The organism is Psychromonas sp. KJ10-10, assembly GCF_047323245.1.
Classification (GTDB): domain Bacteria; phylum Pseudomonadota; class Gammaproteobacteria; order Enterobacterales; family Psychromonadaceae; genus Psychromonas.
In genome coordinates this window covers 2073728-2086016 of record NZ_CP178826.1, presented here as the reverse complement: position 1 = coordinate 2086016, position 12289 = coordinate 2073728, and the positions used below count along the sequence as shown (strand labels likewise).

Genomic DNA, 12289 nt, shown 5'->3' with positions numbered 1-12289 from the left:
TCTAAATGTCAGAAAATAATATACATATTGGTTTAAGTAATCCTAAAAGCCCAACCAATGTTGGCGCGATTATGCGTCTTTGCGGGTTGTTATAATGTCAATCAAGTAGTTTACACTGGTACCCGTTACGACCGCGCAATTAAACTTAATACGGATACTAAAAAAATAAGTCAGCACATCCCTTTAAAGCAAAAGGCACATTTATTAGATGATATTGCGGAGGATGTAAAAGTTATTTGTGTCGATTTAGTTGAAGGCGCAATTCCCTTACCTAATTTTCAACACCCTGCTAAGGCAATCTATTTATTCGGACCAGAAGATGGTACCTTAAGCCAACAATTAATAAACCAAGCTGATGCCGTTGTTTATGTTCCGACGATAGGTTGCATGAATCTGGCGACTACTGTGAACGTTTTGCTTTACGATAGATTATCGAAATCAGATATTTTTATTACCGATAATGATTTAATTAAAAAAGCCGAGACACAAACAACCGAGTTAGAGTTAAAAAATAACCATTAATTATTTTTTTAATGATACAACACTATTTTATTGCGATTATCTGTGTTTATTTTTAAAATAAAAAGGCGTTATACTTATCAATAGGTATAATAGATAATTAAAAGATAGAATATAAAAAATGATAATAAAAAAGAAGGTATAACCAATGTCGAATGTACTTGAATTAGTAAAAAACGCACGCCGCAAAAATAAATTAAAACGTGAAATTCTTGATAACGAGAAAAAAGTTCGTGATAACCGTAAGCGTGTGGAGCTACTAGGTAATTTATTAGATTACATTACTCCTGACATGGAGCCAAATGATGTTAAAAAAATCATTGAAAACATGTTATGTGATTATGAAGATCGTGTAGATGATCATATTATTCTTGGCGCAGAGCTTTCTAAAGAACGCCGTGAAGTAAACAAAAAGATTAATTCATTTAAATTGCTAGATAACTTACCAAAAAAATAATTTAAGCAATTTTGTGTAGTTAATAAAACTTTGTGTAGTTAATAAAACTTTGTGTAGTTAATAAAACATAGGAGGAGAAATCCTCCTTTTTGTTATCTAAAAAATGATAAAATAAGTAATAACTCTTTATGGTCAATCCCCAAGCCCGCCTTGATCTAGCAGAAAATGAAATCCATGTATGGATGATTAACCCTCAACAGATAAAAGCCAGCGAGGAAATTTATGCCCTGCTTAATAGTGAAGAACAAAACAAAGTTGCACGTTATCGGTTAGATAAAGCAAAACATACGGCGCTTATTACACGAGCCTTTATTCGCTTATTATTATCTCAATACACAGCAGTTAAACCACAACAATGGCAATTTAGTGTTAGTAAACTCGGCAAACCGGAAATTAGCAACTCACCTTTGCCCTTAAGGTTTAATCTAAGCCATAACAATGAACTAATTATTTGTGCCCTGACACTGAGCAAAGACATTGGTTGTGATATCGAAAACCTGGGACGTAAAATAAATATTGAAGCCATTACAAAACGTTTCTTTTCACCTTCGGAATATCAATTGATAAAAGCAAACCCATCTCAGTTCTTTCAATATTGGACATTAAAAGAAGCCTTTGTCAAAGCAACCGGATTAGGAATTAGCCAAGGTTTAGATACCTTTAGTTTTGAAATTCATAAGCCAAACAGCAAAGACTGTCACGATAATATTAGTTTATTGTTTAATGAAAAGTGTCAGGAAGAAACACCACAAAATTGGTATCACCGCCTATTATTTCCCGATGATAAACATTGTATTGCGCTGTCCATTAACAATAAAAAAAGGCAGATAAAAAACCAATTATCCGCCTATTCTCAGAAGTTGAAGGGCAATTATTATTTAACCGTCGATAGGCGGCGCTGTCTTGATAAAGTGCTTATCAGTACGTGCAACATCTAACAGGCGTGTTAAATTAGTCAATTTTTTAAGATCAATACGGTCGCGATAAATCCCCCAATCTAAAAAACAAGCCAAACGCATTAAACCATCACTTAATGGTAATTGAGCATTTAACTCTGTTTGATTTAATGCTTCAAGCCCAGATAATACGCGGGCTTTTTGACGGCTGATATAACTGCTTTTTTCCTCTGTTATCTGATCAAGCTTCTCTAAGAAGAAGATATTTACACAGGCATCCATGACAGTATTAGTCATATTAAACAGTTCAAAGTCTTGTATATCATCCATAAATGGCGTTCCCGCCTTTTGACGCAGATAACGTAAAATAGAACTCGAATCCGTTAATGTTAAGTCACCATCAATTAACATAGGTACTTTTTTAGTCGGGCAAATTTGCGCACTTTGCACTGCGTCTGTTTCAATAAATTCACAGGGTATATCCGTTTCCAATAACGCTATACGACAATGACGAACAAAGGGTGAAGTGTAACTACCGTAAATTTTCATAGATATCCTTAATTAATCTAGACCTGCTTAGGTTTATTATTTAGACAATAAATTCAGTGACATTTCGTGCCAACTCAAACCACCATGGTCTGAGTCTGATTTTCCAAGATAGTCAAAGCCGTATTTTTCATACATCTTAACCAGTTCTGTTTGGCAAATTAAATAAATTTCTGCTTTTTGTAACTTTGTCATTGTTTCAATAAAGTGCTTCATTAATAAAGAGGTATAACTTTGACCTTGATAATCAGGGTGGATCACCACGGACATAATAACAATATGCTTACCTGTTGCATCATGACCAATTAACTCTTTAAAGGCTTCATCGGACAATTCCACTTTATGTGTTGCACCTGAATTTATAAATCCAATCACCTCTTTATTATTTTCTATTACTATAAAGCCTTCAGGATAAGTGTTAATTCGCGTTAATATTTTTTCCTTTGTGGCGCCTTCATCGCCCGCGTAAGCAACCCGTTCGATTTCAAAGCACCTATCTAAATCTGACGCCTTTGCACTTCTAATATTTAGCCCTGGCATAAACCATTATTCCTCTTTATTATTTATAATTATTTGTGATAGTGAAAAGGCTAATTGTTTTCCTGCTCAATAATTCCTCTTTCGAGAAACACCTCTTTAGCGACAAACATACCATTTAAAGCGGCAGGAAAACCTGCGTATACCGCCATTTGAATAATGACTTCGACAATTTCCTCAGGTAAACAACCGACATTTAAAGCGCCATTAATATGCACATTTAATTGTGGCTGGCAATGTCCTAAGGCTGTTAATGCGGCAACGGTTGCTAACTCTCGGCTTTTTAAATCTAATCCAGGTCTTTGATATATATCACCAAAGGGAAACTCTATCGTATATTTTGCTAAGTCTGGTGCAATACTCGCTAAACTAGCAATGACTTTTTCACCCGCTTCACCATCAATTTCTTTTAATTTGTTAAGCCCTGATTGGTATCGTTGATTATTCATATGTGCTCCGTTTTATGATTGTGTTAATTCACATTCATAAACTTACTCTTTAGAGTGCACTCTAAGTCAACCGTTAAATGCCCTTTTAATTATTCATTAAGGTCACGATAATATTGTATTTTCGCTTTTAACATTTTCAGGTTTAATTGTTGCTCTTCGATTTTAGCTTCTAACATCAAAGCATGTTCCTGCAAAATATTCATCCGCTCCTCTGAACTTGAAACGCCAATATCTCTTAATTCTGAGTATAATAATATCTGCTTCAGTGTCATGCCAGTGTCTTTTAATCGTTTAATGAACGCGATCCAATCAATGTCTTTCTGAGTAAAGAAGCGATGTCCGCTTAGCGTTCTTTCTATGTTTTTGATTAAGCCGATTTTTTCATAATAGCGTATGGTATGGGCGGAGAGATTAGTCAGTTTAGAGAAATGTTGAATATTCATTTTACCTTCAAAAAAGCCAGTAACTAGGGGCTAGTTGATCTTTGCTATTTGTGCTTGCTGGAGGCTATTTTTATACTCAGCATGGCGGAAGTTATGCAATGTAGTCGTTCTACTTTAATAACTGACAGCGATGTTGAGTGCATAAATAGTCCCAGCCCTTCAGGCTTAACAGGGACAAATCCGAAAAATCAACAGCCCCTAATACTGGCTAATGAAGTAGGATGAGTTAAGAAGCGACTCAAAATGACTATTTAGTTGATACCCAAATAGCATGAATCATACCCGGGAAAAATAATATTAAGCAAAGTACGACATTAATAATAAGATCTTTACCGAAACCACTTTTCCAAAATACTGCGACAGGTGGTAATAAAATTGCCAAAATAATTAATACGACTTTATTCATTTATTTACTCTCTTTTAATTGATATACCCTTTACCAATCAAGATGCCTTTCGAGCTAACGACCCGCAGGGCAAGTTGTGAGGTAAGCATCTTAAATAGTAACGGGTATATATTTGAATTTTAATAAGCCATTTTATAGTGACCTACTTATTAAAGGTATTTATTGCAAACTTAAACAGATAAAAACTATATCATTACCCTGTTTACATACTAAATAATTGCTATCAAAAAGACAATCTAAACAATTAAACATCAAAAGGTAATTTCATTAATAAGCATAAGCATCTTCATGCAATAATCAAAGTTCTTTGAAATATCCCAGTAATACGCTGATAATTATTGTCAAAGTATTGGATATACTAATAAAAATGCGTCTTTGCCTGCAACAATCCGTTTGAAAAGAGACATTATTTTACGTATGATTAAGCTTTGAAACGACTCCCTATCAACGACACAAATAGTAGTTTTGTGACTAATTTATAATGGTGAAAAAGTGAAATACAGTAAATTTTCGATTGGTCTGATGTGCTTATTTGCGAGTAACTCTTTTGCCCTAGAGCTTGTTACTGCTTCTGAGAATGCTCTGCTTTACGTGAAATTGAACAAAAATATGATGTGGATAGTCTATTAATTTCTGCAAATGATAAATTGTCTCGCTATAACAAAAAAGAATATGAATACAAAACTTTAGCGGCGGAGATTGAAAATAACAAAACAATATATCAACAGGATATAGAAGCTTTACCAACAAAGATCCTTTCCCGTGAAGGCGTCAATGAATACTTTAAAAAAATTGAAGAGCTAGTATTAGTTATTGATGAATCAGAGAAAAAATATCAAGCTGATGGTATTGCTTTAGAAAAAGAAAGTGAAGCTATTTCAGATAACTATAATAAGTTAAATGAATTTCGTTTCCAAAAAAACAAACAGTTAGCAGAGCTTAAACAAGAAGTTGTTGATCGTCTTGCCTTAGAACTTTCTAGTCCAAGTAGTATTAAAAATATCTCCATTAATAGCACCGCCGTCTGTACTCGATTTCAATCAATTAATGATTGTTTAAATGATAATGAAAATATCATTATTACAAATGCCAAAAAAACTGACCCCTTCCTAAATGAACGAAGTGTATTACTGTCTTATAAAGTAGTAGATGCCAGCATGAATATGAATGGTGAACTTAGTTATTCAGCTCGTATGTCATTCAAGCCTTCATATAATAGAAAAATTGAATCCATGTTAAACGAAAAATTTGGATTAAAATCAGCGATGCTAACACTATTAAGTAATGTTAATGCTGATTGGTATATTGATGGCAATAAAGTTGGCTCAGGTAAAAAGCTTGTTCATGAAGTGACTTTAGGCAGACATGGTATCTTAGCTTCTTATAATTTACTGGATCAATCGAGTATTGAAATCGTCGAAAGCAATGGCCAATATACTTACACTTTCCCAGGACAAACAAGTGTACTTTTACCGCAACCCAAAGAGAAAGCTAAACCAGTTGCAAAAGAAAAAGCCAAAGAAAAAGCTAAAGACGTTCAAATACCTATGAAAAAACCTGCAGTAAAACCGAAGGCAGTTGTTTCAAAAGAAAAACAGCAATCTGAAGAAGAAAGAGGATATTTGTATTTTATGGGGATTGAACCTGACTCAAAAAGTCAGCAAGAATCTTTTATCAAATAAAGTCTAATAGCGACTCAATAGTAAAAAAACACCTCATTTATGAGGTGTTTTTTTTATCCAGAAAGAAAGTAACCTTTCTATAGATCTAAGACTTCTTTTACGAATGGGATAGTCAGCTTGCGTTGCGCTTCAAGTGAAGCATTATCGAGCCTATCTAAGGTGTTAAGTAAAAGATCCATTTCACGAGATAGACGATTTAATAAGAAACGCCCCACTTCAACAGATAATTTCATACCTTTTAATTCTGCACGTAATTGTAATGCGCCTAACTTTTCTTCATCATTTAAGGGTGCGAGATGATAACAAGCGCCCCACTCTAAGCGAGAAACAAGATCTTTTAGATTAATATTAATTTCTTTAGGTAAGTTATTAGCACAAAGGATCAGACTTGCTCCTTTAGCGCGTTGGTTCTTTGCTATCAACCCAGCGATTATAAAAATCAAACAAGGCCTTTTCCCATTGGTCATTTCCAGCAATAGCATCAATATTATCAATGCAAAGTAATGTCATATTTTCCATGTTCTCGAAAATATCTAAGCTCATACCTTGATGATGATGCAAAGGAATGTAAGCAACACTGTCACCACGCTCATCAACTTCAGAGCACAGAGCGTGTAACAGATGTGATCGACCACTACCTGCTTCTCCCCACATATATAAAACAGGTTCGCCAGCTCCGACAACACTATTTTTAAGTTGTGTAATTAAGGTTGCATTTTGTCCAGGATAAAAGCTAGCAAAGGTTTCATCATCGGGAAATTTTAGTGCAAGTAACGGATATTGAAAACGTAATTCATCCTGTGGCATAGTTTTCCTTAACGCCAATTAAAATAAAGTACTTGTGTATCGAGCACTTCATTTTCTTCTGTCACGCTCGATGAGCGATTAGTAAATTGTAAGTTAGGCTGTGCCATTAAGGTGTTTTTAAAGCTTGCAACGCTCCCTTTAATTTTACGTCAACACTCACTTGATCTGCCTTAGCAGAGACAATTGAAAATGAAGATATAGCCAATAAATTTTCAAAGACATTATTTAATTTTGCTAATTTCTGTAAAGAATCAATACCATTAATATGTACAGTTTGCATAAATTTTTCATTTTGATTTTCAAGAATCGCATATTGCCCAGCATAAAAATCAGCAAGTGTATCCACCATTTGTGTAATCACCTGCGCTTTAGTATCAATAAACTGCTCATTTTTCAAAATTGCATGTTGTTTAGAAACCGTATCAGTTTGTACTAGTCGCCAACTTAACTTCCATTTATCGCCAGCCATGGCTTTAAATTCCGCAACCACAAAATGCCCACGCGCATAACGCATTGTTGCATTTGCCACTTGATCGTAAAACCGCCCTCTGACATCAGAAACAGATAGTGCGATATTGTCATCCAAATCCATCAACGGAAATTGCACTTGAATACCACGAGCTTGTTGTGCTTGTTTTAAAGGTAAGCTTAAGGAAGTATCCCCAGCTGAATTAATATCTTGTTCTGACACTAATTGATTGTTGTTGATCAACCATATTAACGTCGTTGGACGAGTATCTCCCCATACAGGTTGTTGCATATCTCTAAGGGATTGATTAATTTTATTCTGATCAAATACAGCAGAAAAATACTTTTCACCTTGCTCAGTTTGATAACCATATTGCGATACAAATTGTTGCGCTTTATTTAATAATGACTTGGTTTCTGAGAGTGAGCCAATGCCACTATTACCCGATACTTTTATTAACACTTGAAGTAAAGCTTGCTCTTTTAATTCGCTTTCAGAAGCTGAAGTAGCTATTACATTTCCCTGATAAGGGTTATCAAATTGATTAGCGAGCAGTAAACTTGAAAATGAAAAAATTACTATCAACAAAATTGGTTTTAAAAAAGTAGAAATCATTATTTGTTTTCACCTGCAGTAAATATGAAATTAGATCATAAGCAGATCATCGATGAATGCAAGATGCTAAACAACATTAAAGCACTAATTCTTCATGAAATGCGTTATTTTGCTTTTATTATCGCTATTTAAGCAGATGATTTATGAAAGATTTACCTCAAATTGCAAATTCTTGTCAGAAACAGTTCGACCCTTGAAATATAAATGTTAAAATGCGCACAGATTTTATTCCTAAAGTAAAAATGATAATCATTTTTACAACTAATTTTGCGAGGATTGCAAGTGAGCAACGAAAAAACCTCTTTAAGCTATAAAGACGCTGGTGTAGATATTGACGCAGGAACAGCATTAGTTGAACGTATTAAAGGCGTAGCTAAACGCACTAAACGCCCTGAAGTAATGGGTGGATTAGGTGGATTTGGCGCGTTATGTCAACTACCAACCGGCTATAAAGAGCCTTTATTAGTTGCAGGCACCGATGGTGTTGGTACAAAACTTCGTTTAGCAATAGACCTTAAAAAGCACGATACTGTTGGTATTGATTTGGTTGCTATGTGTGTTAATGATCTTATCGTTCAAGGTGCAGAACCTCTATTTTTCCTAGATTATTACGCAACAGGTAAACTAGATGTTGATGTTGCTTGCTGATGTAGTGACTGGTATTGGTGAAGGTTGTTTCCTATCTAACTGTTCATTAATCGGTGGTGAAACTGCTGAAATGCCAGGAATGTACGAAGGTGACGACTATGACATCGCAGGTTTCTGTGTGGGTGTTGTGGAAAAAGCTGATGTTATCGATGGTACTAAAGTTGCTCGCAGGTGATGCACTTATCGCGGTTGGTTCAAGTGGTCCTCATTCAAATGGTTACTCGTTAGTACGTAAAATCTTAGAAGTTTCTAAAGCAGATACAAGTGCACCATTTGGTGAATCAACACTAGGTGAGACATTATTAACACCAACTAAGATTTACGTAAAATCAACATTAGAACTAATCAAAAACTGTCCTGTTCATGCTATTTCACATATTACTGGTGGCGGTTTCTGGGAGAATATCCCACGTGTATTACCTGCTGGCAGTAAAGCAGTTGTTGATGGTAAAAGCTGGGAATGGCCTGCTATTTTTAATTGGTTACAAGAAAATGGTAACGTTGAAACAGAGGAAATGTACCGCACATTTAACTGTGGTGTTGGCCTGATGATTGTTGTACCTGCTTCTGAAAAAGAAAAAGCAGTTGAAATATTGACCGCACAGGGTGAAAAAGCTTGGGTACTAGGTCATATTGAAACAGCGGCTGAAGGCGAATCTCAAGTAGAGATCAACTAATCCCATGTCAACTAAAAAGATTATTGTCCTTATCTCTGGTAGCGGTACTAACCTATAAGCCATTATTGATAAGTTACATAAACAACAACTTGGTGAACAAAAAGCTGAAATTGTTGCTGTTATCAGCAACAAAGCTGATGTTTATGGTTTGCAACGCGCAAAGGATGCAGAGATCGCACCGATTGTCATTGCAAGTAAAGGCATTAAACGTGAAGAGTACGACGCGTTACTGAGTGCTGAAATCGATAAACATCAAGCAGATCTGATTATACTTGCTGGGTTTATGCGTATTCTATCTACTGAGTTTGTTAATAAATATCTGGGTAAAATGATCAACATTCATCCGTCTTTATTACCAAAATATACCGGCATTAATACCCACCAACGTGCTATTGATGCGGGTGATACGGTACATGGAGCTACGGTACATTTTGTTACTCCAGAACTAGATAGTGGTCCAACAATATTGCAAGCTAAAGTGCCGTTATTTAGTGATGATACAAGTGAAGATTTACGCGAACGTGTTTTAACGCAGGAGCATTTAATCTACCCACTAGTTGCGCAATGGTTTTTAACAAATCGTTTAACCATGGACAACAATAAAGCTATTTTAGATGGTAACCCGTTACCTGAAAATGGTTATGCAGACGAGATTAATATCACCTATTGCTAAATATTAAAAAGCCGACTTTTGTCGGTTTTTTTGTGCCTATAGAATTTTCTCTTTGCATGAGTATTAAATTACAAGAAATCTACAAAGCTCCAACTATCTATGAGCTAGATCACAGCCACATAATAAATCTACAATAATTAAATCCCATTACTTGCAATAAGAAATTATACTCACTAGTATAATTGCTGAAACGATTCAGCAAAGAGTATTAACAAATAATACAGTTAAAAAGTTGTTAGTTTGAACAGAAAACTTCGCTAGAAATAACTATAGCTTTCTAATAAAACAGTTTTCTAATTAAACCAACAACACTTACTCTTCTGAATATTTTTTTATCAACAAGCTGAATCGATTCAGCAACTAAACACAAAAGATAAGGTAAATAGTCCATGTTAACAATTAACCATACTGACATCGTTCTTTCACAAGTCGCTAGCAGTAAAACTGAAGCGATACAGTCTGTTGCAAGTAGCTTAACAGGAAAAGGTTATATTGAACCTGACTACGTCAATGGAATGCTAGCCAGAGAGCAACAAAGCTCAACTTATTTAGACAATGGTATTGCTATTCCGCATGGGACTACCGACACACGTAGCATGGTCAACAATACCGGTGTTGTGGTTCATCATTATCCTCAAGGTGTTGATTGGGGAGATGGAAACCTAATTTATTTGGCTATTGGTATTGCTTGCTAAGTCTGATGAACATTTATCGATATTAAGCCAACTCACTAAAGTACTTTCTAACGATAGTGTTGAGGAGTTACTTAAAAATGCAACACAAGCGGAAACTATCGTTGCTTTATTATCAGGTAAAACACAAAGCGAAACGCTTTTTGATCAAGACTTGGTCGCGCTAAATTTTCCAGTTAAAGATGTATCACAACTTGCGGCAAGCGCATCTGGTTTGCTGAAAAACAAAGGCGCCGTTGAGCAAAGCTTTATCACTGACGCAATGAATAAAATTGTTTATTTAGGACAAGGCCTTTGTTTAGTTGCGAGTAATAAAGGTGTACAGAAAACCGCCCTTTCCTTTGTCAGCAGTGATAAGCCTTTACAATACCAAGGAGAGTCGGTTAAGGGTTTACTGTGTTTAGCAAGTGATAATGAACTGCATTTCAAAAACCTTAGTTTCCTTATTGAGCTGTTATACAAAAAAAATATTGAACAGTTATTTAACGCCTCTGAGGCTGAAGTTATTAACCTATTAACACAAGAAAAAGTTGAGGGTGCTCAACAAGTATTCACCATTAAAAATCCACATGGTTTACATGCTCGACCGGGCGCGTTGTTAGTGAATACCGCTAAAAAGTTTAAGTCTAAAATTCAAATGACCAATTTAGACGGTAACGGAAAAACAGAAAGTGCAAAAAGTCTTATGAAAGTTATGACGCAAGGCATCAAATTTGGCGATAGATTAGAGTTTACCGCACAAGGTGATGATGCAGAAGAAGCATTAATGGCGATTGGTAAAGCCATTGAAGAAGGTTTAGGTGAAAAATAATGACTAATACTAATTTAAAAGTGGTAACAGTGACATTAAATCCAGCGTTGGATTTAACTGGCTCTCTTGATGCATTAAATACCGGTACGGTTAATGTTATGCAAACAGGTAGCTTACACCCTGCAGGTAAAGGCATCAATGTCGCTAAAGTTTTAGCGGAATTAGGTGCAAATGTGACGGTAACAGGTTTACTTGGTGAAAATAACCAAGATGCTTATGTGGCGCTATTTAAATCATTAAATATCAATGATTGTTTTGTTCGTGTTAATGGCGATACACGTATCAATGTCAAAGTTGTAGAAAAATCAGGACAAGTTAGTGACCTTAATTTTCCAGGTATAAGTATTACTGAAGATGATATTAAACGCTTTGAGAAACAACTTTTTAATCTTGCCAATACACATGATGTATTTGTTATTGCTGGTAGTTTGCCAAAAGGCCTAACAACAACTCAGCTAAAAAACTGGATAGAAAACTTACAAAAAGCCGGTAAAAAAGTATTTTTTGATAGCAGTAATGCGGCATTAAGTGCAGGTATAAAAGCGCCCCTATTTAATAAAACCTAATGATGAAGAGCTCAGTGCAATTGTTGGTCAGCACCTTAACAATACCAAAGAGATTACTCATGCTCGCTGAAAAGCTACAGCAACAGGGTTGTCAGAATGTCGTTATTTCATTGGGTGATAAAGGTGTTTTATGGCTCGACCAAAGTGGTTGGATGCAATCAATTCCTCAAAAAATGCAGGTCGTTAGCACAGTAGGAGCTGGCGATACCCTTGTTGCTGGTCTTTGTTGGGCAACATTAAACCAATGGGATAAAGCACAGGCATTAAGTTTTGCCACTGCTCTGGCGACCTTTGCCGTCACGCAAATCGGAGTCGGCGTACAAGATCTAGAAAAAGTACAACAAATGCAACAATACATTCAAATTACAACACAACTAACTACTATTTAAAAAAGGA

At 35.4% G+C, this 12289-nt stretch carries 16 protein-coding genes and 2 pseudogenes; 10 read left to right on the top strand and 8 right to left on the bottom strand.

The window, feature by feature from the left end:
• The first annotated feature begins 5 nt into the window (after window positions 1-5).
• The 3 genes and pseudogenes from ACLKMH_RS12020 to ACLKMH_RS12010 all read left to right on the top strand — a co-directional run bounded on the left by ACLKMH_RS12020 (window position 6) and on the right by ACLKMH_RS12010 (window position 1914).
• Window positions 6-515 (top strand): annotated as a pseudogene (locus ACLKMH_RS12020) (RNA methyltransferase).
• A 152-nt stretch (window positions 516-667) separates the two neighbouring features.
• Window positions 668-976 carry a DUF496 family protein gene (locus ACLKMH_RS12015; RefSeq protein ID WP_413702143.1) on the top strand — a complete coding sequence of 103 codons (309 nt, stop codon included), beginning with the start codon at window positions 668-670 and terminating at the stop codon, window positions 974-976.
• 128 nt (window positions 977-1104) lie between these two features.
• On the top strand, window positions 1105-1914 hold the full coding sequence (locus ACLKMH_RS12010) for a 4'-phosphopantetheinyl transferase family protein (protein WP_413702142.1): 810 nt from the start codon (window positions 1105-1107) through the stop codon (window positions 1912-1914).
• Here ACLKMH_RS12010 and ACLKMH_RS12005 read toward each other — a convergent pair.
• From ACLKMH_RS12005 to ACLKMH_RS11985, 5 genes are all read right to left on the bottom strand, one after another.
• Entirely contained in the window at window positions 1855-2421 is a 567-nt protein-coding gene (locus ACLKMH_RS12005) for a glutathione S-transferase family protein (protein ID WP_413702141.1), read from the bottom strand. The two genes, ACLKMH_RS12010 and ACLKMH_RS12005, sit on opposite strands and share 60 nt — an antisense overlap.
• Window positions 2422-2457: 36 nt before the next feature.
• Window positions 2458-2958, bottom strand: a complete 501-nt coding sequence (locus ACLKMH_RS12000; RefSeq protein ID WP_413702140.1) for a GNAT family N-acetyltransferase — start codon at window positions 2956-2958, stop codon at window positions 2458-2460.
• Between the two features lie 50 nt (window positions 2959-3008).
• Window positions 3009-3404: a carboxymuconolactone decarboxylase family protein gene (locus ACLKMH_RS11995; protein ID WP_413702139.1), complete on the bottom strand. Its 396-nt coding sequence runs from the start codon at window positions 3402-3404 to the stop codon at window positions 3009-3011.
• Between the two features lie 89 nt (window positions 3405-3493).
• Window positions 3494-3847: a MerR family transcriptional regulator gene (locus ACLKMH_RS11990; RefSeq protein ID WP_413702138.1), complete on the bottom strand. Its 354-nt coding sequence runs from the start codon at window positions 3845-3847 to the stop codon at window positions 3494-3496.
• 247 nt (window positions 3848-4094) lie between these two features.
• The gene (locus ACLKMH_RS11985; RefSeq protein ID WP_413702137.1) at window positions 4095-4253 is read right to left on the bottom strand and encodes a YqaE/Pmp3 family membrane protein; all 159 of its coding nucleotides are present in this window, start codon (window positions 4251-4253) and stop codon (window positions 4095-4097) included.
• Between the two features lie 614 nt (window positions 4254-4867).
• Between ACLKMH_RS11985 and ACLKMH_RS11980 the strand changes: the two genes are divergently transcribed.
• Complete coding sequence (locus tag ACLKMH_RS11980) at window positions 4868-5935, top strand: hypothetical protein (protein ID WP_413702136.1); 1068 nt, start codon at window positions 4868-4870, stop codon at window positions 5933-5935.
• A 77-nt stretch (window positions 5936-6012) separates the two neighbouring features.
• Here ACLKMH_RS11980 and ACLKMH_RS11975 read toward each other — a convergent pair whose 3' ends face one another.
• From ACLKMH_RS11975 to ACLKMH_RS11965, 3 genes are all read right to left on the bottom strand, one after another.
• Window positions 6013-6378 carry an HdaA/DnaA family protein gene (locus ACLKMH_RS11975; RefSeq protein ID WP_413702135.1) on the bottom strand — a complete coding sequence of 122 codons (366 nt, stop codon included), beginning with the start codon at window positions 6376-6378 and terminating at the stop codon, window positions 6013-6015.
• Window positions 6332-6742, bottom strand: coding sequence for a DnaA ATPase domain-containing protein (locus tag ACLKMH_RS11970; RefSeq protein ID WP_413702134.1), 411 nt, complete (start codon window positions 6740-6742; stop codon window positions 6332-6334). The genes ACLKMH_RS11975 and ACLKMH_RS11970 overlap by 47 nt, the downstream gene beginning before the upstream one ends.
• Before the next feature lie 106 nt (window positions 6743-6848).
• On the bottom strand, window positions 6849-7826 hold the full coding sequence (locus ACLKMH_RS11965; protein ID WP_413702133.1) for a DUF2066 domain-containing protein: 978 nt from the start codon (window positions 7824-7826) through the stop codon (window positions 6849-6851).
• A 282-nt stretch (window positions 7827-8108) separates the two neighbouring features.
• On the opposite strand from ACLKMH_RS11965, the pseudogene purM reads away from it, so the two are divergent.
• From purM to ACLKMH_RS11935, 6 genes and pseudogenes are all read left to right on the top strand, one after another.
• Window positions 8109-9151 (top strand): annotated as a pseudogene (purM, locus tag ACLKMH_RS11960) (phosphoribosylformylglycinamidine cyclo-ligase).
• Between the two features lie 61 nt (window positions 9152-9212).
• Complete coding sequence (gene purN / locus ACLKMH_RS11955; protein ID WP_413702325.1) at window positions 9213-9824, top strand: phosphoribosylglycinamide formyltransferase; 612 nt, start codon at window positions 9213-9215, stop codon at window positions 9822-9824.
• 389 nt (window positions 9825-10213) lie between these two features.
• Complete coding sequence (locus tag ACLKMH_RS11950; protein WP_413702132.1) at window positions 10214-10519, top strand: PTS sugar transporter subunit IIA; 306 nt, start codon at window positions 10214-10216, stop codon at window positions 10517-10519.
• Entirely contained in the window at window positions 10509-11327 is an 819-nt protein-coding gene (fruB, locus tag ACLKMH_RS11945; RefSeq protein WP_413702131.1) for a fused PTS fructose transporter subunit IIA/HPr protein, read from the top strand. The genes ACLKMH_RS11950 and fruB overlap by 11 nt, the downstream gene beginning before the upstream one ends.
• Window positions 11327-11893 (top strand): PfkB family carbohydrate kinase, encoded by a 567-nt coding sequence (locus ACLKMH_RS11940; protein WP_413702130.1) that lies wholly within the window; start codon window positions 11327-11329, stop codon window positions 11891-11893. Before fruB ends, ACLKMH_RS11940 begins: the two co-directional genes overlap by 1 nt.
• 59 nt (window positions 11894-11952) lie before the next feature.
• Window positions 11953-12282 (top strand): PfkB family carbohydrate kinase, encoded by a 330-nt coding sequence (locus tag ACLKMH_RS11935; protein ID WP_413702129.1) that lies wholly within the window; start codon window positions 11953-11955, stop codon window positions 12280-12282.
• Window positions 12283-12289: the final 7 nt, after the last annotated feature.

Coding starts and splice junctions, on each gene's coding strand:
- ACLKMH_RS12010 (WP_413702142.1), top strand. CDS start 1,105: ATGGTCAATCCCCAAGCCCGCCTTGATCTAGCAGAAAATGAAATCCAT.
- ACLKMH_RS11950 (WP_413702132.1), top strand. CDS start 10,214: ATGTTAACAATTAACCATACTGACATCGTTCTTTCACAAGTCGCTAGC.
- ACLKMH_RS11985 (WP_413702137.1), bottom strand. CDS start 4,253: ATGAATAAAGTCGTATTAATTATTTTGGCAATTTTATTACCACCTGTC.
- ACLKMH_RS11935 (WP_413702129.1), top strand. CDS start 11,953: ATGCTCGCTGAAAAGCTACAGCAACAGGGTTGTCAGAATGTCGTTATT.
- ACLKMH_RS11995 (WP_413702139.1), bottom strand. CDS start 3,404: ATGAATAATCAACGATACCAATCAGGGCTTAACAAATTAAAAGAAATT.
- ACLKMH_RS11970 (WP_413702134.1), bottom strand. CDS start 6,742: ATGCCACAGGATGAATTACGTTTTCAATATCCGTTACTTGCACTAAAA.
- ACLKMH_RS12005 (WP_413702141.1), bottom strand. CDS start 2,421: ATGAAAATTTACGGTAGTTACACTTCACCCTTTGTTCGTCATTGTCGT.
- ACLKMH_RS11940 (WP_413702130.1), top strand. CDS start 11,327: ATGACTAATACTAATTTAAAAGTGGTAACAGTGACATTAAATCCAGCG.
- ACLKMH_RS12000 (WP_413702140.1), bottom strand. CDS start 2,958: ATGCCAGGGCTAAATATTAGAAGTGCAAAGGCGTCAGATTTAGATAGG.
- ACLKMH_RS11990 (WP_413702138.1), bottom strand. CDS start 3,847: ATGAATATTCAACATTTCTCTAAACTGACTAATCTCTCCGCCCATACC.
- ACLKMH_RS12015 (WP_413702143.1), top strand. CDS start 668: ATGTCGAATGTACTTGAATTAGTAAAAAACGCACGCCGCAAAAATAAA.
- ACLKMH_RS11965 (WP_413702133.1), bottom strand. CDS start 7,826: ATGATTTCTACTTTTTTAAAACCAATTTTGTTGATAGTAATTTTTTCA.